The organism is Buttiauxella sp. BIGb0471, assembly GCF_024807715.1.
Taxonomy (GTDB): domain Bacteria; phylum Pseudomonadota; class Gammaproteobacteria; order Enterobacterales; family Enterobacteriaceae; genus Buttiauxella; species Buttiauxella agrestis.
In genome coordinates this window covers 186,974-211,975 of sequence record NZ_JANUEU010000007.1, presented here as the reverse complement: position 1 = coordinate 211,975, position 25,002 = coordinate 186,974, and the positions used below count along the sequence as shown (strand labels likewise).

23 protein-coding genes are annotated in these 25,002 nt (G+C 50.1%); 7 read left to right on the top strand and 16 right to left on the bottom strand.

Annotated elements, in window-relative coordinates; translation table 11 throughout:
- From fabZ to rpsB, 12 genes are all read right to left on the bottom strand, one after another.
- Positions 1 to 456: a 3-hydroxyacyl-ACP dehydratase FabZ gene (gene fabZ / locus M2371_RS19645; RefSeq protein ID WP_034460847.1), complete on the bottom strand. Its 456-nt coding sequence runs from the start codon at positions 454 to 456 to the stop codon at positions 1 to 3.
- A 116-nt stretch (positions 457 to 572) separates the two neighbouring features.
- On the bottom strand, positions 573 to 1,598 hold the full coding sequence (lpxD, locus tag M2371_RS19640; RefSeq protein ID WP_259268503.1) for a UDP-3-O-(3-hydroxymyristoyl)glucosamine N-acyltransferase: 1,026 nt from the start codon (positions 1,596 to 1,598) through the stop codon (positions 573 to 575).
- A gap of 3 nt (positions 1,599 to 1,601) precedes the next feature.
- Positions 1,602 to 2,102, bottom strand: a complete 501-nt coding sequence (gene skp / locus M2371_RS19635) for a molecular chaperone Skp (RefSeq protein WP_034493498.1) — start codon at positions 2,100 to 2,102, stop codon at positions 1,602 to 1,604.
- Positions 2,103 to 2,221: 119 nt separating this feature from the next.
- A complete protein-coding gene (gene bamA / locus M2371_RS19630; protein ID WP_034493496.1) occupies positions 2,222 to 4,633 on the bottom strand; it encodes an outer membrane protein assembly factor BamA in 2,412 nt (803 codons plus the stop codon).
- Between the two features lie 32 nt (positions 4,634 to 4,665).
- Entirely contained in the window at positions 4,666 to 6,018 is a 1,353-nt protein-coding gene (gene rseP / locus M2371_RS19625) for a sigma E protease regulator RseP (protein ID WP_259268502.1), read from the bottom strand.
- A gap of 11 nt (positions 6,019 to 6,029) precedes the next feature.
- Entirely contained in the window at positions 6,030 to 6,887 is an 858-nt protein-coding gene (gene cdsA / locus M2371_RS19620; RefSeq protein WP_034493492.1) for a phosphatidate cytidylyltransferase, read from the bottom strand.
- Between the two features lie 18 nt (positions 6,888 to 6,905).
- A complete protein-coding gene (ispU, locus tag M2371_RS19615) occupies positions 6,906 to 7,658 on the bottom strand; it encodes a (2E,6E)-farnesyl-diphosphate-specific ditrans,polycis-undecaprenyl-diphosphate synthase (RefSeq protein ID WP_034493491.1) in 753 nt (250 codons plus the stop codon).
- A gap of 186 nt (positions 7,659 to 7,844) precedes the next feature.
- A complete protein-coding gene (gene ispC / locus M2371_RS19610; RefSeq protein ID WP_259268501.1) occupies positions 7,845 to 9,044 on the bottom strand; it encodes a 1-deoxy-D-xylulose-5-phosphate reductoisomerase in 1,200 nt (399 codons plus the stop codon).
- Between the two features lie 109 nt (positions 9,045 to 9,153).
- Positions 9,154 to 9,711 (bottom strand): ribosome recycling factor, encoded by a 558-nt coding sequence (gene frr, locus M2371_RS19605; protein WP_034493489.1) that lies wholly within the window; start codon positions 9,709 to 9,711, stop codon positions 9,154 to 9,156.
- A 171-nt stretch (positions 9,712 to 9,882) separates the two neighbouring features.
- Positions 9,883 to 10,608 (bottom strand): UMP kinase, encoded by a 726-nt coding sequence (gene pyrH, locus M2371_RS19600; protein ID WP_064516322.1) that lies wholly within the window; start codon positions 10,606 to 10,608, stop codon positions 9,883 to 9,885.
- Positions 10,609 to 10,765: 157 nt separating this feature from the next.
- Entirely contained in the window at positions 10,766 to 11,617 is an 852-nt protein-coding gene (gene tsf, locus M2371_RS19595) for a translation elongation factor Ts (RefSeq protein WP_115630749.1), read from the bottom strand.
- Between the two features lie 153 nt (positions 11,618 to 11,770).
- Complete coding sequence (gene rpsB / locus M2371_RS19590; protein WP_034493483.1) at positions 11,771 to 12,496, bottom strand: 30S ribosomal protein S2; 726 nt, start codon at positions 12,494 to 12,496, stop codon at positions 11,771 to 11,773.
- 312 nt (positions 12,497 to 12,808) lie between these two features.
- On the opposite strand from rpsB, the gene map reads away from it, so the two are divergent.
- The 4 genes from map (at position 12,809) to M2371_RS19570 (ending at position 17,702) form a co-directional block, all read left to right on the top strand.
- Positions 12,809 to 13,603 carry a type I methionyl aminopeptidase gene (gene map, locus M2371_RS19585; protein ID WP_034493481.1) on the top strand — a complete coding sequence of 265 codons (795 nt, stop codon included), beginning with the start codon at positions 12,809 to 12,811 and terminating at the stop codon, positions 13,601 to 13,603.
- A gap of 63 nt (positions 13,604 to 13,666) precedes the next feature.
- Positions 13,667 to 16,339 carry a bifunctional uridylyltransferase/uridylyl-removing protein GlnD gene (gene glnD, locus M2371_RS19580; protein ID WP_034493539.1) on the top strand — a complete coding sequence of 891 codons (2,673 nt, stop codon included), beginning with the start codon at positions 13,667 to 13,669 and terminating at the stop codon, positions 16,337 to 16,339.
- 39 nt (positions 16,340 to 16,378) lie between these two features.
- Positions 16,379 to 17,203 (top strand): 2,3,4,5-tetrahydropyridine-2,6-dicarboxylate N-succinyltransferase, encoded by an 825-nt coding sequence (gene dapD / locus M2371_RS19575; RefSeq protein ID WP_034461055.1) that lies wholly within the window; start codon positions 16,379 to 16,381, stop codon positions 17,201 to 17,203.
- Between the two features lie 109 nt (positions 17,204 to 17,312).
- The gene (locus M2371_RS19570) at positions 17,313 to 17,702 is read left to right on the top strand and encodes a DUF3461 family protein (RefSeq protein ID WP_034493480.1); all 390 of its coding nucleotides are present in this window, start codon (positions 17,313 to 17,315) and stop codon (positions 17,700 to 17,702) included.
- 31 nt (positions 17,703 to 17,733) lie between these two features.
- Here M2371_RS19570 and M2371_RS19565 read toward each other — a convergent pair whose 3' ends face one another.
- The 3 genes from M2371_RS19565 to dgt form a co-directional block, all read right to left on the bottom strand.
- Positions 17,734 to 18,891 (bottom strand): CdaR family transcriptional regulator, encoded by a 1,158-nt coding sequence (locus tag M2371_RS19565; protein WP_034493478.1) that lies wholly within the window; start codon positions 18,889 to 18,891, stop codon positions 17,734 to 17,736.
- Between the two features lie 163 nt (positions 18,892 to 19,054).
- A complete protein-coding gene (gene degP, locus M2371_RS19560) occupies positions 19,055 to 20,500 on the bottom strand; it encodes a serine endoprotease DegP (RefSeq protein ID WP_172895496.1) in 1,446 nt (481 codons plus the stop codon).
- 143 nt (positions 20,501 to 20,643) lie between these two features.
- Entirely contained in the window at positions 20,644 to 22,158 is a 1,515-nt protein-coding gene (dgt, locus tag M2371_RS19555; RefSeq protein WP_172895497.1) for a dGTPase, read from the bottom strand.
- A gap of 93 nt (positions 22,159 to 22,251) precedes the next feature.
- On the opposite strand from dgt, the gene mtnN reads away from it, so the two are divergent.
- The 3 genes from mtnN to M2371_RS19540 are packed head-to-tail and all read left to right on the top strand — an operon-like array spanning position 22,252 to position 24,407.
- A complete protein-coding gene (gene mtnN, locus M2371_RS19550) occupies positions 22,252 to 22,950 on the top strand; it encodes a 5'-methylthioadenosine/S-adenosylhomocysteine nucleosidase (protein ID WP_259268500.1) in 699 nt (232 codons plus the stop codon).
- The gene (gene btuF, locus M2371_RS19545) at positions 22,943 to 23,761 is read left to right on the top strand and encodes a vitamin B12 ABC transporter substrate-binding protein BtuF (protein ID WP_259268499.1); all 819 of its coding nucleotides are present in this window, start codon (positions 22,943 to 22,945) and stop codon (positions 23,759 to 23,761) included. Before mtnN ends, btuF begins: the two co-directional genes overlap by 8 nt.
- Positions 23,762 to 23,786: 25 nt before the next feature.
- On the top strand, positions 23,787 to 24,407 hold the full coding sequence (locus M2371_RS19540) for a TRIC cation channel family protein (RefSeq protein WP_034493472.1): 621 nt from the start codon (positions 23,787 to 23,789) through the stop codon (positions 24,405 to 24,407).
- Positions 24,408 to 24,586: 179 nt separating this feature from the next.
- Here M2371_RS19540 and erpA read toward each other — a convergent pair whose 3' ends face one another.
- Positions 24,587 to 24,934 carry an iron-sulfur cluster insertion protein ErpA gene (gene erpA, locus M2371_RS19535; RefSeq protein ID WP_034493470.1) on the bottom strand — a complete coding sequence of 116 codons (348 nt, stop codon included), beginning with the start codon at positions 24,932 to 24,934 and terminating at the stop codon, positions 24,587 to 24,589.
- Positions 24,935 to 25,002 lie beyond the last annotated feature (68 nt).

The following is a 25,002-nucleotide window of genomic DNA, read 5'->3' as shown; positions in this document are numbered from 1 at the left end:
TTAGCTCTCCCGGCTGCGGGCACACATCATAGTTGCTTCGCAGACAATTTTACCGTCAACGGTCGCCACGCCTTTGAAGCGAGTCAGACCACGGCGGGTTTTCTCGAAAGTCACTTCCATAATCATCTGGTCGCCTGGCACGACTGGACGTTTGAAACGAGCTTCATCAATACCAGCAAAGTAGTAAAGCTCACCAGGTTCCAGTTTGCCCACGCTTTTAAACGCAAGAATACCGGTGGCTTGCGCCATCGCTTCAAGAATCAGCACACCTGGGAAAATCGGTTTACCAGGGAAGTGGCCCTGGAAAAACGGCTCATTTACTGTGACATTTTTTACTGCACGTAAAAAACGCCCTTCTTCAAAATCCAGCACACGATCAACCAGTAAGAACGGGTAACGGTGCGGCAGAAGTTCTAAAATCTCTTCGATGTGCAGAGTATGAGTGTCGGTAGTCAAGATACTCTTCCTGTCTAAATGTACCAAATGACAATAATAACACGGCCTGCGACTATCTCGGGATAGCTAGCAGGCCGCAAATCAGTAAGCACTAACGCGTCTTGGGCGGGTGACTTTTAGTCTTGTTGATTGATTTTTTTCTCAACGGATTTCAAGCGTTTGCTGATCTCGTCGATATTCATCACCAACGCGGCTGTTTTACGCCACACTTTGTTCGGCTGTAACGGAATACCTGAAGAGTAAACCCCCGGCTCTGTGATTGGGCGCATGACCATGCCCATTCCCGTTACGGTGACTTTATCGCAGATTTCCATATGACCATTGATAACACTGGCACCACCAATCATACAGTAGCGACCAATTTTCAGGCTACCAGCCATAATCACACCACCAGCAACGGCAGTATTGTCGCCAATCACAACGTTATGTGCAATCTGGCATTGATTATCAATGATAACACCATTACCGATAATCGTGTCGTCCAGCGCTCCGCGGTCAATTGTGGTACAGGCACCGATTTCAACACGATCGCCAATGATCACTCGCCCAAGCTGGGGGATCTTCACCCAATTACCGCGATCGTTGGCATAACCAAATCCGTCAGAACCAATGACGGTGCCGGATTGAACCAGGCACTGCTCACCCATCTGGATTTCGTGGTAAATCGACACATTCGCCCACAAGCGAGTGCCAGAACCAATTTTGGTGTTTTTACCAACGAAGCAGCCTGCACCAATGACGACGTTATCACCCAGCACGACACCAGATTCAATAACCGCATTGGCACCAATAGCCACGTTAGAACCCAAGGTCGCAGTCGCATCAACCACCGCACTTGGTGCGATGTTCTGAGCTGGCTGCGGCGTGGAATCAAGAATTTGCGCCATGCGAGCGTAAGTCAGGTAGGGATTCTTCACTACCAATGCTGCGCTATGTGCGAAAGGGAGATCGGCTTCAGTCATTACGACGGCAGAAGCCTGGCAAACAGCCAATTGCTCACGGTAACGAGGGTTAACCATAAACGTAATTTGGCCAGCCTGGGCCGTTTGCATAGATGCAACGCCGGTGATGACGAGTTCGCCATCACCGTGCAATTTTGCATCCAACTGCTGGGCTAAATCAGCCAGTCGAATTGAAGACATTACTTATTTAACCTGTTTCAGAACATCTGAAGTGATGTCTTTAACACTGCTGCCAGCATAAGCAACGGTGTTAGCATCCAGAACTACGTCGTAGCCTTTGTCGTCAGCAACTTTCTTCACAGCACTCTGAATACGAGTAACCAGTTTGGCGCGTTCTTCGTTAGAACGACGACCACGGTCTTGTTCGAATGCCTGAGCTTTGGTCTGGAACTGTTGACGTTGAGCCATCAGGTCTTTTTCCATTTTGCTACGGTCAGCAGCTTTCATGGTAGAACCATCACGTTGCAGCTTTTGCATTTTGGACTGCAGATCGCCTTCCATATTCTGCAATTCGCTCGCGCGGCCTTTAAACTCATTTTCCAGAGTTTTGGACACACCGGTGCTCTGCGCAACCTGTTGGAACAGATTACCCATGTTTACTACAGCAATGCTGTCAGCTGCTTGAACGCTGGCTGATGCAGCCATAGCGAGGCCAAGACCTGCGGCAAATAACCACTTTTTCACAATAAACTCCTTACCATCCCGTATGTGTCCTGAGACACTCTTTTTTACGTGCGCCAGTTCTGCATATTGCGAACTGGCGTCAACGTTTACTGCTTTATGCAGTCCTTTGCACAGAACAATTACCAGGTTTTACCAATGTTAAACTGGAACTGTTCCGCTTTGTCGCCTTCGTATTTCTTGAACGGTTGAGCATAAGAGAACACCAACGGCCCCAGAGGCGACATCCATTGCAATGCGATACCTGCGGACATACGAATGTTGCTTGGGTCACTGTAATCAGGTACCCCTGCATTCTGCATAGCCGTATTGTTATCCCAGTTTGTATCCCAGACTGTACCCATGTCCATGAACACGGAAGTACGGACTGAGTTCGCGTATTTCTCGCTCAGGAACGGCGTTGGTGTGATAAGTTCGAAACTTGCCACTGCCATTGCGTTACCACCGACTGCATCATCAGATGAGCAATAGCCGCCAGACTGGTTACAGTTGTCATTTCCTGGCCCACCAATATAGACCGCTTTCGGGCCGATGTTGTTGGACTGGAAGCCACGCACGGTGCTCGAACCACCGGCGTAGAAGTTTTCATAGAACGGCATCTCTTTGCCGCCAAGGCCATCACCGTAGCCGACGCGAGTACGACCTAACATTACCCAAGTATGATCTTCATCTATTGGGAAGTAGCTCGCCGTATCCAGCGTAACCTTATAGAACTCGTTATCAGAGCCAGGAACGGTCACTTTACCGTTCAGGTTGACGCGGGAGCCTTCAGTTGGGAAGTAACCACGGTCAAGCTTGTTGTACGTCCAGCCGTAGTTCAGCGTGAAGTCATCTGCGGCAAAACCGTTATCATCAGAGCTCGTACTGGCCGTTTGACCAACAGAATCCAGATAACGCCACATCGCAACCTGCGGCTGCATATTGGACAGGTCGTTATGAACATAACCTAAGCCCAGACGCAGTGTGTTGTTTTCGTTAACCGGGAAGCCAAGCGTTCCATCCACACCGTAACTTGTGTTGGTGTAGTCAGAAAGGTCCGCATCGTCTGCTTTAAAGTCGTTGTAGAAGATACGGCCGCCGAGGCTCACCCCATCAACTGTAAAGTACGGGTCGGTTAACGACAATTCAGCATATGTCTGATAATCGTTTTTAGTCCCGTTGATGCCAACAGAGTAACCCGTACCTAACCAGTTATCCTGCTGAACACCGACCTGGAAGCTGATACCACTTTCTGTACCGTAACCGATACCAAAGTTGAAGCTACCGGTGTTTCGTTCTTTAACTTTGTAGACAACATCAACCTGGTCAGGGCTACCTGGTACACGCTGTGTATCAACGTCTACCGTTTCGAAGTAGCCAAGACGGTTCAGACGATCTTTGCCTGAATCGACAAGGTCGCTACCAAGCCAGGTGCCTTCCATCTGACGCATTTCGCGGCGCAGAACGGCATCTTTACTGGTGTCGTTACCTTCAAAGCGAATTTTACGCACGTAGTAACGGTTACCGGAATCAACGTTAACATGCAGTTTTACAGTCTTATCTGCATCATTGATTTCAGGCTGCGTTTGTACACGCGGGTAGGCATAACCATAACGACCCAACAATTTCTTGATGTCGTCTTCCATTTTGGTCACTTTGGTGCCGTTATAAAGCTCGCCGGGTTTTAGTTTAGTCAGCGTTTCAATTTCTGCTGAATGCCCAGCCAAATTACCATTCACCGTCACACCAGCAATCTTGTACTGATCGCCTTCTGTGATGTTGATAGTAACGTAAATATTTTTCTTATCAGGCGTCAGACTTACCTGAGTAGAATCAATATTAAAGCGAGCATAACCGCGATCCAGATAGTAACTGCGCAGGGTTTCTAAATCGCCCGCTAGTTTTTGCTTCTGGTATTTACGATCGCCCACCACGTTCCACCAAGGCACTTCATCACGCAACTGGAAGTGCGAGATCAGTTCATCGGTCGTAAACGCATGGTTGCCAACGATGTTGATTTGCTGAATTTTGGCTGAAACGCCTTCCTGGAATACCAGTTTCAGGTCAACACGGTTACGCGGCAATGGCGTAACAACGGCTTTAACGCTGGCACTGTACTTACCCACGCTGTAGTAGAAATCTTCCAGGCCTTTTTCAATATCGGCAAGGGTTGTGCGGTCCAGAGATTCACCGACACGCACACCAGAAGCCTCAAGGTTCTGTTTCAGCATGTCGTCCTTCACGGACTTGTTACCAGAGAAGGTAATACTCGCGATTGTCGGGCGTTCTTTCACCTGAACAACTAACGTTTCGCCATCACGAAGTACCCGGACATCTTCGAAGTTCCCGGTAGCAAACAGTGAACGGATAGTATTACTGATATCCTCGTCAGAGACGGTATCGCCTACGCGAACCGGCATGCTGAGGAGGGCCGCACCGACGGCGACTCGCTGCAGGCCTTCGAAATGAATATCCTTCACTACGAACCCGTCTGCACCGTATACGGTGGCGCTGCTAAACAGCAGCGACGCTATGAGCAACTTTTTCATCGCCATCGTTGTTATGCGTTCTTCCTAACCTATTCTCTCTAAAACCGAGAGAAATCATTGAAAAGTGCAAGCCCCATCAACAGCACCAGCAATATAGAGCCAATGCGGTAACTAAAGTCTTGAACTCGCTCGGAAACCGGCCCACCTTTCAGTTTTTCAATCGCCAAAAAGAGCAGATGCCCCCCGTCGAGGACGGGTAACGGAAACAGGTTGATAATCCCCAGATTGACGCTAATCAGCGCCAGGAACATCAGATAGTAAATCAACCCAGATTCCGCCGACATACCTGCACCTTGAGCTATGGAGATTGGCCCACTGAGGTTATTTAGCTTGATGTCACCGGTTATTAATTTCCCCAGCATATTGACCGTAAGCTTCATGAGTTGCCAGGTTTTATCCGTGGCTTCTGCAACTGCGGCAAACGGCCCATACTGGCGTACTGTTTTATACTCATCAGGCAGCGGGATAACTTTTGGAACCACACCCGCAAACCCTTCAGGCTTCGCATTACCCGGTTTTGTATCCGGTATCAGCGTTAAAGACAAGAGCGCCCCTTGTCTTTCTATTTCTAGCTCCAGTGGGTGACCTGGATTGTCACGCACCTGACTAACAAATTCTGTCCACTGCGTCAGAGCCGCACCGTTGACTTTAACGATCCTGTCCCCGGCTTGCAAACCTGCTTTATTCGCAGCGGAATTTGGCTGCACTTCTTGTAAAACCGTTTCAATTTGCGGACGGCGTGGCCCGATGCCTAGTGAAGTAATCGGATTCTGCTTTTCTGGCTCAAACTGCCAGTGGCGCAAATCCAGAGTTTTTTCACTGCGCAAATTCGAACCCAGCGGGGCCATTGACACCTTGACACTGTCATCGCCAATCTTCGCCATCAACGCGAGCTGAACTGATTCCCAATCAGGCGTTTCGATACCATCTATCGCTTTAAGTTCCATGCCTGGTGCAATTTGTGCTTCTGCTGCTATCGAGTTGGGCGTAATTTCACCAACAACCGGACGAACACCAGGGACACCAATAATAAACACAAGCCAATAGGCAAACACAGCGAAGATAAAGTTAGCAATCGGACCAGCAGCAATAATTGCGGCTCGTTGAGAAACGGTTTTGTTATTGAAGGCCTGGTGACGCAATTCCGGGGCGACTGCCTCGACGCGTTCATCAAGCATTTTGACATAACCGCCCAGAGGGATCAGAGCGATGACAAATTCTGTACCATGGCGGTCAGAACGGCGCCAGAGCGCTTTACCAAAACCAATGGAAAAGCGCTCTACTTTAACGCCACAGCGGCGAGCAACCCAAAAATGGCCGAACTCATGCACGGTAATTAATACACCCAGTGCAACGATAAATGCAGCCAAATTCCAGAGTAAGCTCAGCATATAACCTTCCGTTAAATCGTCCTGAATACCAGCAATAACAGACAGGCAAATACCGGTACTGCTGCTGTAAGGCTATCTATGCGGTCAAGGATACCACCATGACCGGGGATCAAGTGACCGCTATCTTTAATCCCTGCTTCACGCTTAAACATGCTTTCGGTTAAATCACCCAGCACTGATGCCAGAGCGGCGATGACCGAACAAGTCAACAGGATAACTGGCGCCACATCCAGATTTGCCCACATGCCAAACAGCAGAGAGATTATCGCAGAAGTGAACAGACCGCCAAAAAAGCCCTGCCAGGTTTTGCCCGGTGAGACTTTCGGCGCGAGTTTATGTTTACCAAACATTTTGCCAAACATATATGCACCGGAGTCAGCACCCCAGACCAAAACCATCACATATAACAGCCAGATTGAGCCAGTATAATGGTTGATATCATAATGCCAGTTACGCAGTACAATCATGCCCCAGAAGAACGGCACAATCGTTAAAACACCGAATATCAGACGTAGCGTTTTAGAGTTACGCCAGATTGATGCAGAGCCAGGATAGAAAAGCACCAAAAGCAATGCAGCAAACCACCAGGCTAAAGACGCCCAGAGTGATGCTTCAATGAGCGGGATATGGACCGTGCGCTGATATTCGGGTAATGCAAATAGCATCAGAGCCAATAACAACCCACACAAAACAGCAAGCCACACGCGCTGAGAGCGAGCTTTAAAACCTGCTAGTTGTCCCCATTCCCAGGCTGCGAGCATACAAACCACGAGGGTTGTAATGGCAAATCCTACTGGTGGAAGCCAGAATAACGCGGCTATGACCACCGGGATTAAAATAAACGCAGAAAGCAGGCGATACTTCAGCAAAAGTGACCCCCAACAGGCTTACTCACCACCAGGTGCCGTGCCACCAAAACGACGCTCTCGATTTGCAAAAGCATTTAGCGCACCTTCAAAGTCTTGTTCATCGAAATCAGGCCAAAGAACATCAGTGAAATAAAGTTCTGCATAGGCAATCTGCCAAATCAGAAAGTTACTGATACGATGCTCTCCCCCTGTCCTAATTACCAAATCTACGGGAGCCAGTTCATTCATGCAGATTTGCTTGCTCAGCAACTCTTCATCAATCTGCTCAGGACGCAATAAACCTTCCTGAACCTGTTCGGCGAGATGCCGCACTCCCTGAATAATATCCCAACGTCCGCCATAGTTCGCGGCGATATTGAGAGTCAAACCTGTATTGGTACTGGTTAAGGCTTCGGCTTTATTAATACGTTCTTGCAGGCGAGCATTGAACCGGCTGGTGTCGCCGATAATGCGCAGACGGACATTGTGACGATGCAAGCTTTTGACTTCACTATCTAAAGCCCACACAAACAATTCCATCAGCGCGCTCACTTCCTGAGCCGGGCGATTCCAGTTTTCACTACTGAAAGCATAAAGTGTCAGCGCATCAATACCATTATTTGCGGCAAAACTCACAGCCCGGCGAACAGACTTAGCTCCCGCTTTGTGACCGGAAACTCGCATCTTCCCTTGACGTTTTGCCCAACGACCATTGCCATCCATGATAATGGCAACATGACGCGCGCCATGCTCGGATTGTGTTTCGCTTATTTGTTGGTTTGCAGACAACATAACGCGTAATTATTCCCAGATATGGATTAAGCGGTACTCAAAATGATTTCAGCTTTTACATAAAAAAGCCGTGCTATAACACGGCTTACCAATCATTCAGCCAGTTTTTCCTGACTGAAAGATGGCGCAGACTATATCACTGAAGCACAGAGCTAACAAATACAGGTACATCAGCCGAATGAATAATCATCGGGTTGCGATACGTGTCACCAGATTTCGGGCAACCTCGCGCGCTTTTGCATCCACAGCCAGCACTTCTTCTACGCTCTTTGGCTCCGTCAGTTCCACACTATCAAGAACAGCACGGTTTAAGGAAGCAATGTCTGTGAATCGCAATTGCTCTTGCAAGAAAGCCTCAACAACAACTTCATTGGCTGCATTGAGCACGGTTGTCGCGGCCTGTCCTTGCTCAAACGCTTCCATCGCCAGCTTCAAACAAGGATAGCGGTGATAGTCTGGTTCCATAAAGGTGAAAGTCCCAATCTTACAAAAATCGAGCGGTTCCACACCTGACTGCACGCGCTCTGGAAACGCCATGGCGTGTGCAATTGGAGTACGCATATCTGGCGCGCCTAACTGTGCCAGAACGCTTCCATCACGATAGCGCACCATCGAATGGATGACCGACTGCGGATGGATCAGTACTTCCATTTGTTTAGCTGATGCATTGAATAGCCAGCGGGCTTCAATATATTCGAGACCTTTGTTCATCATGGTGGCCGAGTCGACGGAGATCTTACGTCCCATCGACCAGTTCGGATGGCTACAAGCCTGGTCCGGCGTCATTCCCGCAAGCTCGCTCAAAAGCGTCTCACGGAACGGGCCACCTGATCCGGTAAGAATAATCGACGAAACGCCATTACTCTCAAGTTCAGCGTACCCGAGGTTTTGCTGGATTGTTTCCGGTAAACTCTGAAAAATCGCGTTGTGTTCACTGTCGATAGGCAGCAACTGAGCTTTACTGCGTTGCACCGCGTCCATAAACAAACGCCCACACGTCACCAGTGACTCTTTATTTGCCAGTAGGACTTGTTTACCGGCAGCAATCGCAGCAAGCGTAGGTAACAGCCCAGCAGCCCCAACAATCGCGGCCATCACTTGATTCACTTCATCCAGTGCGGCCATTTCGCATGCTGCATGCTGCCCGGACAGAACTTCGGTAGCACTCCCCTGCTCTTTTAGCACACGATGCAAATGGCTAGCAGAAACCTCATCGTCCATCACCGCCCAACGTGGCTTGAACTCCAGGCATTGTTCAGCCATTCGCGTGACATTCTTCCCGGCAACTAATGCCACGACGGAGAATTTTTCAGGGTTATGACGCAAAACGCTAAGGGTACTGGTACCGATAGATCCGGTAGAGCCAAGAATGGTCAGTTGCTTCATGGGGCGCTCTGGAGTTTTAGTATGAATAATCAAATAAAAAACGCCGTAGACAATAATCGTGGCGTGAGCCACGGCTTGTATACGGCGTTTGACCCGTCATATCAACGGATTAGAACTGCATCAACTCAGCTTCTTTCTCAGCCAGAGCCGCGTCTACTTTTTTGATAGCAGCATCAGTCAATTTCTGAACGTCATCCTGGGAACGACGATCGTCATCTTCGCTGATTTCTTTATCTTTCAGCAGCGCTTTAACCTTGTCGTTAGCATCACGGCGAACGTTACGAACCGCAACACGCGCGCCTTCAGCTTCGCCACGTACAATTTTGATCAGATCTTTACGACGTTCTTCAGTCAGTGCAGGCAGTGGAACACGAATGTCAGTGCCGGCAGAGCTTGGGTTCAGACCGAGGTCGGAAGTCATGATCGCTTTCTCAACGGCCTGGCTCAGGGAGCGATCAAACACGTTGATCTTCAGTGTGCGAGAATCTTCAACCGTTACGCTCGCCAGCTGGCGCAGCGGAGTTGGTGTTCCGTAATACTCCACAATGATACCGTCCAGCAGAGATGGAGAGGCGCGGCCGGTGCGGATTTTACTGATTTGAGTTTTGAATGCTTCTACGCATTTTTCCATACGCACTTCGGCATCTTTTCTGATATCACTTATCACGTTACGAATCCTTGAAAACTGGTTTAGGGCAGACCACACTTCACGCTGCGATGCAGACGCTGCGAGCTAAGTATAGCCCTGTTTATTCATGGCGCCCGTTGGGGTTGCCTGCTACTCAATTAATCAGAGTAAGTAAAATCGAATCTTACCCTGATTTAGCATCGACTGAAATTATTCAGTGATCAATGTGCCTTCTTTTTCACCCATCACAACACGGCGAAGCGCACCTGGTTTGTTCATGTTGAAAACACGAATCGGTATTTTGTGATCGCGGGCCAGGGTAAATGCCGCCAAATCCATCACTTTCAGTTCTTTTTCCAGCACTTCGGTATAGGTCAATTGCTCACAAAGCGTGGCGGTAGGATCTTGAACCGGATCCGCAGTAAACACGCCATCTACTTTCGTGGCTTTCAGTACTACGTCCGCTTCAATCTCAATACCACGCAAACACGCAGCAGAGTCAGTAGTAAAGAATGGATTACCGGTACCGGCCGCCAGGATAACGACGCGGTTATTGCGCAGCAGGCTGATAGCTTCTGCCCAGCTGTAGTTATCACACACGCCATTCAATGGAATAGCGGACATCAAGCGGGCGTTCACATAGGCGCGATGAAGCGCATCACGCATTGCCAGGCCGTTCATGACGGTGGCCAACATGCCCATGTGGTCGCCCACAACACGGTTCATACCGGCTTTTGCCAGGCCCGCACCGCGGAATAAGTTGCCACCACCAATCACCACCCCGACCTGAATACCCAATTCAACCAGCTCTTTAATTTCCTGAGCCATACGATCAAGGATGCTTGCATCAATACCGAAGCCTTCGGTACCTTGCAGCGCTTCGCCGCTTAGCTTGAGCAGAATGCGTTTGTAGACAGGTTTTGCATTGGTAGCCATGATTCTTTCCTGGGAACAGTCAACGAATGGGGATGGTTAATTCAGACGACATCATGTCGCATATCAGCAAGTTCTGTATCAGAGCAGACTGATTTTTAAAGCCCGGCTTTTTAAATCCAGAGAAAAAGGAACCGCCAATTGGCGGCTCCCTTAAAAATTAAGACTGCTTGGACATTGCAGCAACTTCTGCTGCGAAGTCAGTCTCAACTTTCTGGATGCCTTCGCCCACTTCAAAGCGGATGAAGCCATTCACGTCGGCATTGTGCTCTTTCAGAATCTGACCAACAGTTTTGCTTGGGTCGATTACGAAAGGCTGACCAGTCAGAGAAACTTCACCGGTGAATTTCTTCATACGGCCTTCAACCATTTTCTCTGCGATTTCTTTTGGCTTGCCAGACTGCATAGCGATGTCCAACTGAACCTGGTATTCTTTCTCTACCACTTCAGCAGACACGTCTTCTGGTTTAACGAATTCTGGCTTGCTTGCAGCGATGTGCATTGCAATTTGCTTAACCAGATCTTCGTCAGCGCCTTTAGCTGCCACCAGAACGCCGATGCGAGCACCGTGCAGGTAGCTACCCAATACGTCGCCTTCAAGTACTGAAACGCGACGGATGTTGATGTTCTCACCGATTTTAGCAACCAGAGCAACACGTTCTTCTTCGAACTGTGCTTTCAGAACTTCAACGTCAGTCACTTTACCAGCAGCAGCTGCGTCCAGTACTTTGTCAGCGAATGCCTGGAAACCAGCATCTTTAGCAACGAAGTCAGTCTGGCAGTTAACTTCCAGAATCACAGCGTAGCCATCAGCAATCTTAGTTTTGATCACGCCGTCAGCAGCAACGTTACCTGCTTTCTTAGCCGCTTTGATCGCACCAGATTTACGCATGTTTTCGATTGCCAGCTCGATGTCGCCATTAGCTTCAGTCAGGGCTTTTTTGCAATCCATCATGCCTGCGCCAGTACGTTCACGCAGTTCTTTTACCAGAGCAGCAGTAATATCAGCCATTCTAAAATCCTCGGTTATCTCGTAGAGAGAGATAAGCCCTGGTTCACCTTAAAGACGAACCCTGGCTCAAAATAAAAAGGGGGCCTGAGACAGGCCCCCTAACCAAACTATTCAATACCTGGTTAATAAGGGCTCAAATAAGAGCGAACCTTATTATTCAGCTTCTACGAAGCTTTCTTCTGCCTGAGAAGCCAGATCCTGAGAACGGCCTTCACGAACGGTAGCAGCTACAGCACCCAGGTACAGGGTTACAGCACGGATTGCATCGTCGTTACCAGGGATAACGAAATCAACGCCATCTGGATCGGAGTTAGTATCAACGATAGAGAATACTGGGATACCCAGGTTGTTCGCTTCTTTGATTGCAATGTGTTCGTGATCGGCGTCGATTACAAACAGAGCATCCGGCAGACCGCCCATATCCTTGATACCACCCAGGCTGTTTTCCAACTTCGCCAGCTCACGGGTACGCATCAGTGCTTCTTTCTTGGTCAGTTTGTCGAAGGTACCGTCTTGAGACTGGATTTCCAGATCTTTCAAACGTTTGATGGACTGACGAACGGTTTTCCAGTTAGTCAGCATGCCGCCCAACCAGCGATGGTTCACGAAGAACTGATCGCAGCTCAGAGCAGCGTCTTTTACTGGTTCGCTTGCTGCGCGCTTAGTACCAACGAAAAGGATTTTGCCTTTACGAGAAGAAATCTTGCTCAGTTCAGCCAAAGCTTCGTTGAACATAGGTACAGTTTTTTCAAGGTTGATGATGTGAACTTTGTTACGAGCGCCGAAGATGAAAGGCTTCATTTTCGGGTTCCAGTAACGGGTTTGGTGACCAAAGTGAACACCAGCCTTGAGCATGTCGCGCATGGAAACAGTTGCCATGATTAAAACCTCTATATAAAAGTATGGGGTTAAGCCTCCACGTATCCCATATTACCGACCCCAAAGGGCACCCCGGAATATGTGTCGATACGTGTGTGTTATTTACACAAAGTGAGAGTGTTGGCTGTATCCGAAAAATCGGAATACAAGTCCGGCGCGCTTTATACCATAAAACACACCAGGACTCCAATAGTTGTTGGTAGATTGTGCGGACATTGATTCTCGATTTGGCACCGATCGTACGCCCTGATAACATTGCCCGACTCACTGCTCAATTATTGTCGATTATCACGACACCTGCGGACAGAATTAATGGCTATTTCAATTAAAACACCTGAAGAAATCGAAAAAATGCGCGTTGCGGGCAGACTTGCCGCTGAAGTGCTGGAAATGATCGAATCCCACGTAAAACCGGGCGTCACCACTGGCGAACTCGACCGTATTTGTAATGATTACATCGTTAACCAACAGCAGGCTGTTTCTGCTTGTCTGGGTTACCACGGCTTCCCTAAATCCGTGTGCATCTCAATTAACGAAGTCGTCTGTCACGGTATTCCTGATGACGCTAAAGTGCTGAAAGATGGTGATATCGTCAACATCGACGTTACCGTGATTAAAGACGAATACCATGGTGACACGTCAAAAATGTTCATCGTGGGCAAGCCGACAATCCTCGGTGAGCGTCTGTGCCGTGTGACCCAGGAAAGCCTGTATTTGTCGCTGCGCATGGTTAAACCAGGCATCCGTCTGCGTACCCTCGGCGCGGCTATCCAGAAGTTCGTTGAAGCAGAAGGTTTTTCCGTGGTTCGCGAGTATTGCGGACACGGCATTGGCCGTGTATTCCACGAAGAACCGCAAGTTCTGCATTATGACGCTGATGACGGCGGCGTGGTGCTGCAACCGGGTATGACGTTCACCATTGAGCCAATGGTGAACGCCGGTGATTACCGCATTCGCACCATGAAAGACGGTTGGACGGTGAAAACCAAAGATCGCAGCTTGTCTGCACAATACGAGCATACTATTGTGGTGACAGATAACGGCTGCGAAATTCTCACATTGCGTAAAGATGACACCATCCCGAATGTGATTTCGCATAACGAGTGATTCGCCTGGCGCAAGTCAGCAATCGAAGCCGGCATATTGCCGGCTTTTTTTATGGATGGCGACATGACACAGAGTTTACCCGAGCAGTACGCGACCACGGTGCTTCCTGAGATTTCCGGGCAACCTGACTACCCCGTCAACTGGTCTGATTCGGATCTTAACTGTGCCCAGATAAAAGCCCGTATCGACCTGTTCCAGCAATGGCTTGGAACAGCATTTGATGACGGTATTTCCGCCGAAAAGCTGATAGACGCGCGCACTGAATTTATCGACCAGCTCCTGCAACGTTTATGGCTCAGCTATGGCTTTGGAGATGTCGCCGAAACCGCACTGGTTGCTGTCGGGGGCTACGGGCGCGGCGAATTGCATCCCTTGTCTGATATTGATTTGCTGATTCTGAGCCGTAAGCGCTTAACCGAAATCCAGGCACAGAAAATTGGCGAGCTGCTCACATTATTGTGGGACGTAAAGCTGGAAGTAGGCCACAGCGTACGCACACTGGAAGAGTGTTTACTCGAAGGCCTGTCAGATTTAACCGTCGCGACCAACCTGATTGAATCGCGCTTATTAATTGGCGATGTCGCCCTCTTCCTCGAACTGCAAAAGCACATTTTTAGCGACGGTTTCTGGCCATCAGCCAAATTCTTTGCCGCCAAAATTGATGAGCAAAACGAGCGCCATCAACGCTATCACGGCACCAGCTACAACCTCGAGCCGGACATAAAAAGCAGCCCGGGCGGTTTACGCGACATCCACACGCTGCAATGGGTTGCACGTCGCCACTTTGGCGCCACGTCGATGAGTGAAATGGTCGGCTTTGGTTTTTTAACCGAGGCTGAACGCAACGAACTGGACGAATGCCAGCATCTGTTATGGCGCATCCGTTTTGCTCTGCACCTTGAAGTAAACCGTTACGATAATCGTCTGTTGTTTGACCGACAGCTCAGCGTAGCACAGCGCCTGAATTACAGCGGAGAAGGCAATCAGCCAGTGGAACACATGATGAAAGATTTTTATCGTGTGACCCGCCGCGTCGGCGAACTTAACCAGATGCTGCTACAGCTATTTGACGAAGCGATTCTTGCGCTCGACGCCAGCGAAAAACCCCGTCCACTCGACGATGATTTCCAGCTGCGCGGCACCTTGATTGACCTGCGCGACGAAACGCTGTTTATGCGCGAACCCCAGGCAATTCTGCGCATGTTTTACATGATGGTGCGTAACCGCGACATCAGCGGAATTTACTCGACCACATTGCGCCATCTGCGTCACGCGCGTCGCCATCTTGTACAGCCGCTCTGTTACATTCCGGAAGCGCGCGATCTGTTCCTCACGATATTGCGCCACCCCGGTGCCGTGAGCCGCGCTTTACTGCCAATGCACCGCCACAGCGTGTTGTGGGCATATATGCCGCAGTGGTCGCATATTGTCGGCCAGATGCAGTTCGATCTCTTCCACGCCTATACCGTTGATGAACACACCATTCGCGTGCTGCAAAAACTGGAAAGCTTCGCGAAAGAAGAAACTCGTCCGAAGCATCCATTATGTGTCGATCTCTGGCCGCGTCTATCGCATCCGGAGCTGATCCTGATCGCCGCACTGTTCCACGACATCGCCAAAGGACGTGGTGGCGATCACTCGGTGCTCGGTGCACAGGACGTTTTAAAATTTGCCGAGCTTCACGGGCTGAATTCTCGCGAAACGCAGCTCGTCGCCTGGCTGGTACGCCAGCACTTACTGATGTCAGTCACGGCACAGCGTCGTGACATTCAGGATCCAGAAGTCATTAAACAGTTTGCCGAAGAAGTGCAAACGGAAAACCGCCTGCGTTATCTGGTTTGCCTGACGGTTGCCGATATCTGCGCCACCAACGAAACCCTGTGGAATAGCTGGAAACAGAGCCTGTTGCGTGAGCTGTACTTCGCCACTGAAAAACAGCTGCGACGCGGAATGCAAAACAGCCCGGATATGCGCGAACGTGTGCGCCACCACCAGCTACAAGCGCTGGCGTTGCTGCGTATGGATAACATCAATGAAGAAGCGCTGCATAATATCTGGCGCCGCTGCCGGGCAAACTATTTTGTCCGCCACACGCCAAATCAAATCGCCTGGCATGCGCGTCATTTGCTAAAACACGATCTCAGCAAGCCGATGATTTTGCTTAGTCCGCAGGCCACGCGCGGCGGTACTGAAATCTTTATCTGGAGCCCGGACCGCCCTCACCTGTTCGCGGCAGTTTGTGCTGAACTCGACAGGCGCAACCTCAGTGTTCACGACGCGCAAATCTTTACCACGCGTGACGGCATGGCAATGGACACCTTTATCGTACTCGAGCCGGACGGTAGCCCGCTTTCCGCCGACCGGCACGATCTCATCCGCCATAGTATCGAACAAGCCATAACGCAGGTGAGCTGGCAGACGCCTCAACCGCGCCGCCAGTCAGCCAAACTTCGCCATTTTACTGTCGATACCGAAGTGAATTTCCTGCCCACTCACACTGACAGGCGCACATTCCTTGAGCTGATTGCACTAGATCAGCCTGGCTTACTGGCGCGAGTCGGGGAAGTGTTCGCTGACCTTGGGATCTCGCTTTATGGCGCAAGAATTACGACAATTGGTGAGCGAGTAGAAGATTTATTTATAATAGCCACCGCCGACCGGCGTGCTCTTAATGATGAGTTGCAACAGGAAGTACAGCAACGGTTGACAGCGGCCCTTAATCCAAACGATAAATAACAGTCTGTTAATTTCGTCACAATCAGGAAAACTTTAACAATGCAGCAGCTACAAAATGTAATTGAAACCGCTTTCGAGCGCCGCGCCGAAATCACTCCGGCAAATGCTGATACCGTTACTCGTGAAGCGGTAAACCAGGTCATCTCCCTGCTCGACAGCGGTGCGCTGCGCGTTGCCGAAAAAATTGATGGCCAGTGGGTGACTCACCAGTGGCTGAAAAAAGCTGTTTTGCTCTCTTTCCGTATCAATGACAACCAGGTTATTGATGGCGCTGAAAGCCGCTACTTCGACAAAGTACCGATGAAATTCGCTAACTACGACGAAGCACGTTTCCAGAAAGAAGGCTTCCGCGTGGTACCACCTGCGGCAGTACGCCAGGGTGCATACATCGCACGTAACACCGTGCTGATGCCTTCTTACGTCAACATCGGCGCATACGTTGATGAAGGCTCTATGGTTGATACCTGGGCAACAGTCGGCTCTTGCGCGCAGATTGGTAAAAACGTTCACCTGTCTGGCGGCGTCGGTATAGGTGGTGTTCTGGAGCCATTACAGGCAAACCCAACTATCATCGAAGATAACTGCTTCATCGGCGCACGTTCCGAAGTGGTTGAAGGCGTTATCGTTGAAGAAGGTTCCGTGATTTCCATGGGCGTATACATCGGCCAAAGCACGCGTATTTATGACCGTGAAACCGGTGAAGTCCATTACGGCCGTGTACCAGCAGGCTCGGTTGTCGTTTCCGGGAACCTGCCGTCTAAAGATGGTAAATACAGCCTGTACTGCGCTGTTATTGTGAAAAAAGTCGACGCGAAAACGCGCGGCAAAGTTGGAATCAACGAGCTGCTTCGCACTATCGATTAATAAAATGTGTAAAAGGCGGTTCACCCCGCCTTTTTAGCATTTCGGGCTAGCGGGAAAGGATTTTTCCGTTAATTATCTATAGGTTAATGGTATCGAAAAAGGTAACACTATGTACGATAACTTGAAAAGTCTGGGTATTACCAATCCTGATGAAATCGATCGTTATAGCCTCCGGCAGGAAGCCAACAACGATATCCTGAAAATCTATTTCCAGAAGGATAAAGGCGAGTTTTTCGCTAAAAGCGTGAAGTTTAAATACCCACGCCAGCGCAAAACTGTCGTTGCCGATGGCGTCGGCCAGGGTTACAAAGAAGTGCAGGAAATCAGCCCAAATCTGCGCTATGTAATTGATGAACTGGATCAACTGTGTCAGCGCGATCGCACTGAAGTCGATCTGAAACGCAAAATCCTCGACGATCTTCGCCATCTGGAATCTGTGGTTGCTCATAAGATCAGTGAAATTGAATCCGATCTTGATAAGCTAACCCGCGGTAAATAATGCCAAAGGGCCGGAATCTCCGGCCCTTTTCTTATCTCTGCTCATCTAACTGCAACGCAACATACAATAGCAATCTGTCGTCAAAATTCCCTAAATCTAACCCTGTTAATTCTGAAATTCGATTCAGGCGGTACTCCAGCGTATTGCGATGAATAAACAACGCCTTAGACGTTGCCAACGGTTGCACATTATGGCGAAACCATGCGCTAAGGGTGCGACGCAATAAGCCATTGTTATCCATTGATTTTAAACGAGCAAGCGGACGTGCCAGCTCGTTCGCCTGCCAGCCGCCGCGCAAACTATCCAGCAACACCGGCAACATCAAATCCTGGTAAAAATAACCCCGACTTTCCGGCATACGCTGTTTGCCGACCATCATGGTGGTACGAGCGGTGCGATACGAGCGCGCAATACTGCCAGGCCCGGTGAAATAGTTGCCGAGTGCGACACGAAAACGTAATTGACCATTCTCTTTCATGCGCAGAATAAGCTGCTCTACGCGTTTACGATGATCTTCTGCATCCCAACGGCCAAACTGGTTGAGCGCGGGTTTCAGGACCACCATTTCCGTTAACGAAATAATCGCTATCAGATTATTGCGCTCCGGAGTTGTCAGCGCAGTTTGCAGCTGTTGCAGCTCTTCCATGGCGCTGTCTACGCCAAGCTGGCCGCTATCGACTTCCACCACCGCTACGACTCGCGGCTGGTTAAGATCAATCCCCAAACGCTGCGCCCACTCACTCAATGCAGGCGTTTGTTCTTCCGCCTGAATCAAGTTCATTACCAGTTCTTCGCGCAGGCGTGTGTCCTGTGCGAGTAAATGCATCAGGCGTGATTGCTCAAGCATCATCTCAGCCGTCATACACACCAGCTCGCCGTATTTACGCAGCGATCCCGGCTCGCCGGTCAAACCAATAACGCCGACAATTTCCCCTTCAATGCGCAACGGCAGGTTAATCCCCTGGCGCACGCCGTGAAGATGACGCGCTACCGCATCATCAATATCTACAACACGTCCCTGAGAGAGCACCAGCAGCGCACCTTCGTGCAATTCACCAATACGTTCTTTATCGCCGCTACCAATAATCCGCCCACGTGCATCCATCACGTTGATGTTGGTATCAATGATGGTCATGGTACGCGCCACAATGTCCTGCGCCATTTTGGTATCAAGATGCCAGCCAGCCATGCTTCCTCCTGAATCGTGCTAATGGCCTAGCATAGGCGAGATGAATCCCCTCAGCATTGTGCGAATGCACAAAGCGCGGATGAAGTGTATGGAGTTGTGGAAAGGCTCACAAAAAAGGGCCGCAATAGCGGCCCTGATAGTGTTGAGATGAACTCGGTAACGATTACTGCATCAGAAGGTAGATGGTGGTATCACCACGCTGAATGTTCAGCGCCATTACTGATGGTTTAGTATCGAGAATTTTGCGCAGTTCAGCGATGTTATTCACCTGCTGTTGGTTCACACCGATGATAATGTCACCTTTTTTCAGGCCAATTCGCGCCGCTGGCGTATTCCCTTTTACGTTATTGACGATAACGCCCTTCTCACCTTTACCGCTGCGGTTGCTCATTTCAGCCCCTTCGATACCGGTAAAGATGGTTGCAGAATCAACCTGAGTCTGGCTGCTCTGTTGCAGTTCCAGGTTTACTGAAACCGGTTTGCCATCACGCAGCAGGCCGAGAGTCAATTTGCTACCCACCGGCATAGAACCGACTTCTGCACGCAATGCTGCGAAGCTGCTGATCGCTTTACCGTTCATCGAAACCACCACATCACCGGCTTTGACACCCGCTTTTGCTGCAGAAGAGTTCGGCATCACCTGGCTTACGAATGCGCCGCGTTGTGCATCGACTTTCATCGCTTTCGCCAGCTCAGAGTTCAGCTCAGTACCCATGATGCCCAGCTCGCCACGTTTAACCTGGCCGAACTCCACCATTTGTGCGGTGAGGTTTTTCACCATGTTGCTCGGGATGGCAAAGCCGATACCAATGTTGCCGCCGTCTGGTGCCAGAATCGCGGTGTTAATACCGATCAGTTCACCGTTGAGGTTAACCAGTGCGCCACCGGAGTTACCCCGGTTGATCGCCGCATCAGTCTGGATAAAGTTTTCATAGTTTTCGATGTTCAGGCCGCTACGACCCAACGCCGAAACAATACCGGAAGTCACGGTTTCACCCAGGCCATACGGGTTGCCGATTGCCACGGTGTAATCACCAACGCGCAGCGCGTCAGAGTCCGCCATTTTAATCGCAGTCAGATTTTTAGGATCCTGGAGCTGCAACAAAGCGATATCAGAGCGCGGATCTTTACCCACGACTTTCGCATCAAATTTACGGCCATCGCTCAGGGAAACCTGAATTTTTGTTGCGTTATCAACAACGTGGTTGTTTGTCACCACGTAGCCTTTCGCTGCGTCAATAATTACGCCAGAACCAAGAGCGGCAAACTTCTGTTGTTGACCGCCGCCCTGAGAGCCATCATCAGCCCCGCCGCCGCCCTGGCAGAATGGAGAACTCTGGAACGGAGAGCCTTCCTGACAGAATGGCGAATTATCACCAAAGAATTGCTGGAAGTTACGCCCCATACGCGGCGTATTTACGGTGGTGCTACCTTCAACGTTAATGCTCACCACGGAAGGCATCACTTTTTCCAGCATCGGTGCAAGGCTTGGAAGCGGCTGTGCAGCGGTAGCAGAAGACGCTGTTTCAGCCGCAATTGCAGATACAGGACCCAGCGCCAAACCCAGGCTAAGAGCCAGCGCGCTCATTGCTAAAGTTGTTTTTTTCATCGATTTAAGTCTCAAGTTAATAAGTCACGCAAAATTGCTGTGTAGGCCCATATAGAGTGACAATTGAGGCGCTAAGTTCCGCCGATAAGTCACTGGAAAAAGTAAAAATTTATTGTCCGTCTTTACAAAACTCAACGAGTCACTTATTCCACAGCCATCAGGCGTCGATACTCATCCCATGCGAATAAGTCCGTCATTCCACTGATATAATCCTGAATCAGGCGGCAGCGGTAGTAATATTCCCACACACCATAATCACTGGCTGACTTATCCAAATCATTGACAGCTTCAATGTACGCAAGCCGGTGTTTTGTCGATAATTTATGGAATAGACGTGTCTCAATTGGCAGACGACGTAAACTTTCTTTCTCCACCAGTTCAGCAAAATCCTCATTTGATATATGGAGTAAGGGACTGTAAATATCAAGTAAGCCACTGATTACACGATACCCCTGCAGTTCGAGCTGTTCGACCTCCGGATGACTAAATACGTGCTTAAACGCCACTTGCTTATAAAGCTCCAGCAAACGCGCAAAAGGGCTGTCGTCTTCAAGCAACGCGTGATTGAACTCGCCGCTATACATCTCAGCAATATTGTCGATGAAACGCTGGGCAGCGTAGGGAACTAATTGGTTTAGCGTGTTGACGCGCAAATACATAAAGAACTGATCTTCTGTACTGCGGCGCATCTGATTAGTACGGGATTTTTCCCAGGCTTCATTCACCACTTGCGCAAAAAGATCGCCGTCACAATGCTCGCCCCAGGCGTCGCATAAGTGCTGATAAAGCTGCTCAACGCTGAATATACTTTTCTCGACAGCGTCTTCCAGATCCGCCACGCAGTAAGAAATATCGTCCGCCGCTTCCATAATCCAGGTCAGCGGAAAACGGCTGTGCTCGCCAAGTTGCAGTTCTGAACGCAAGCGCGCGATATACGACGCTTCAGAAAGATAGTAACCGGGCTTTTTCATCAGATAAGCGTGGCTTTCAGGCGGCTCGCCAACAAACCAGGCAGGACGGGTATACTTGAGAATGCAGCCCACTTGCGCCCAGGTCAGATTCATCCGCAACAGACTGTGTACCAGACGAATGCCCTGCGCGTTGCCCTCAAACTGGCAAAGATCCTGGCGCACTTTACGGCGCAAACCGTTTAACTGATCTTCTCCTTCATGCAGACACAGCGCTGCTACCCTGCAGCGATCGTCACTGCGTGGCTGGCTTCCTGCATCCCCTGGAAACAAACGCTGGCGAAACCAGTCATTTATAGCTGATTCCCCAAAGTGGCCGAACGGCGGGTTGCCGATGTCATGCATCAGACACGCCATTTCAACGATACTTTCAAATGGACCGGTGAGTTCATGCAAGCCATAGCGTTCGAGGTCTTGCTGCTCTTTCAGGCGGCTCAACACTTCTTTGGCGATATAACGCCCCACCTGCTGCACTTCCATGGAATGCGTTAAACGCGTGCGGACAGAGGCATTTCGCTCCAACGGGAAGACCTGAGTTTTCTGCTGTAACCGGCGGATCGCCGGGGAATTGACGATCCGCCCACGATCGCTTTCAAAAATGCGCAGGATCTCATGTTCATTCTTTTGCCCTTCGGGCGAACGGAAACGGCGGTGCCAATTAATTTTCTTACGGAAATCTATTTCACTCATGCCTTCTCCTTCGCCCAGATTAAGAGCGGATTAATCCTTAATGCCTGCCATGATAGACTATGCATCTGATTTAACACTTTAGCGAGTATCACTATGAAAGCAGGCATTATTGGTGCAATGGAAGAAGAAGTTACGCTGCTGCGTGACAAAATTGAAAACCGTCAAACTCTGACCCTGGCCGGAAGCGAAATTTACACCGGCACGCTCAATGGCGTTGAAGTGGCGTTGTTGAAATCTGGCATCGGTAAAGTGGCTGCGGCAATGGGCGCAACGCTTTTGCTGGAACACTGCAAGCCTGATTTTATTATCAACACCGGTTCTGCGGGTGGCCTCGCGCCGACGCTGACAGTGGGTGATATCGTGGTTTCTGATGAAGTGCGTTATCACGATGCGGACGTCACCGCTTTTGGCTATGAATTTGGCCAACTGCCAGGCTGCCCGGCAGGCTTTGCTGCTGATGCAAAACTGATTGCTGCTGCTGAAGAGTGCATTGCCGAACTGAACCTGAATGCGGTACGCGGCCTGGTTGTCAGTGGTGATGCGTTCATTAACGGTTCTGTGGCCCTGGCAAAAATCCGCCATAACTTCCCACAAGCTGTTGCTGTAGAAATGGAAGCAACTGCGGTTGCACATGTTTGCCATAACTTCGGCACGCCGTTTGTGGTGGTTCGCGCTATTTCTGATGTGGCTGACCAACAATCTCACCTGAGCTTTGAAGAGTTCCTGGCGGTTGCGGCGAAACAGTCCACGCTGATGGTTGAAAACATGGTGCAGAAACTGGCCCGTGGTTAATAAGAAACTTTTAGTTAATAAGAAACTCTGGCGCGGGTTCACCGCGCTACTGTTTTGCATCCCGGCGCTGCTCATTGCCGCGCCGCGGGTGATTTCACTGTCACCGAGCAACACCGAACTGGCATTCGCCGCTGGGATCACGCCGGTCGCCGTCAGTGCATGGTCGAATTATCCAGAAGCCGCCAAAAAGATTGAGCAAGTCTCAAACTGGCAAGGGATGAACCTTGAGCGCATCGTGGCGCTGAAACCCGATGTGGTGCTGGCATGGCGTGGTGGGAATGCAGAACGACAAGTCAATCAGATGCAGGCGCTGGGGATAAAAGTTGTCTGGCTTGACCCGACGACGGTTGAAGGTGTAGTTGCAGCCCTGCGTCAACTGAGCCAGTACAGCCCAACTCCGCAAACCGCCCAAAACGCAGCCGATCAGCTGGCGAAAGCATTTGCAGATTTGAAAGCGAAATACGCCCATCGCGCACCGAAAAAAGTGTTTTTGCAATTCGGCCAGCAACCGCTGTTTACCTCAGGACGCGGTTCGATTCAGAACGAAATTCTGGAAGTGTGTGGCGGGCAAAATATCTTCGCAGACAGCCGCGTTCCCTGGCCGCAAGTCAGCCGTGAACAGGTGCTCAGTCGCCGTCCCCAGGCTATTATTATCACCGGCGATGACACCCAAATTCCTCCCGTTGAACAATTTTGGAATACCCAGCTAAAAATTCCGGTTATTGCAGTGAATGATGACTGGTTTAGTCGCTCAGGCCCACGTATTATCCTCGCCGCAAAACAGCTCTGTGAGGAGCTGGCAGAAAAATAACCTTTTTTATGAGGATAACACCCACATGCTCGTCTATTGGCTGGACATCATTGGCACAGCCGTCTTTGCAATATCCGGCGTGCTGCTGGCAGGAAAACTTCGAATGGACCCGTTCGGCGTGCTGGTGCTGGGCGTGGTGACCGCCGTGGGCGGCGGAACCATTCGCGATATGGCACTGGATAATGGCCCGGTATTTTGGGTTAAAGATCCCACTGACTTAGTGGTGGCGATGGTCACTTGTCTGCTGACCATTGTGTTGGTGCGCCAGCCGCGTCGTCTGCCGAAATGGATTTTGCCCGTATTGGATGCCGTCGGTCTTGCGGTGTTTGTCGGGATTGGGGTGAACAAGGCATTTCTGGCAGGTGCCAGCCCGCTGATTGCCATCTGCATGGGCGTGCTGACCGGCGTTGGCGGCGGGATTATTCGTGATGTTTTAGCCCGTGAAATCCCGATGATTTTGCGTACGGAAATCTACGCCACGGCCTGCATTGCCGGTGGTATTGTCCACGCCACCGCGTATTACACCTTCCACGTGCCGCTTGAACAAGCGAGTATGATTGGCATGGTCGTCACGCTGGCGATACGTCTGGCCGCGATTCGCTGGCATCTTAAACTGCCAACATTTGCGCTCGATGACAGGCAATAGAGAATAAAAAAGCCGGATGACGCTTTCGCTTATCCGGCCTACAAATCTTTTTACTATTTAAACCAAATAATTCGAGCTGCAGGAAGGCGACAAAGCCGTAAATCCCCAGGAGCATAGGTAACTATGTGACTGGGGTGAACGGGTGCAGTCAACGCACCTGCAGCTTGAAGTATGAAGGTTTAAACGCTGAAGGAAGAACCACACCCACAGGTGCTTTTCGCATTCGGGTTAGTCACCACAAAGCGCGAACCTTCCAGACCTTCGGTGTAATCCACCGCGCCGCCAACCAGATATTGCAGGCTCATCGGGTCAACAACCAGAGCAACACCTTGCTTCTCGATAGTCATATCGCCGTCGTTTATCTGATCGTCAAAGGTAAAACCATACTGGAAGCCGCTGCAACCACCACCGGTGATGTAAACGCGCAGTTTCAGATTCGGGTTCTCTTCATCCGCGATCAGGTGTTTTACTTTATTGGCTGCTGCTTCGGTAAACTGCAACGGCAGCACTGCTACGTCATCACTCATCATTTGCTCCCAACGAAATAAGAAGTCGGGTAAAGTTTAACCCGATCTTTAGGGCCATTATCTAATAC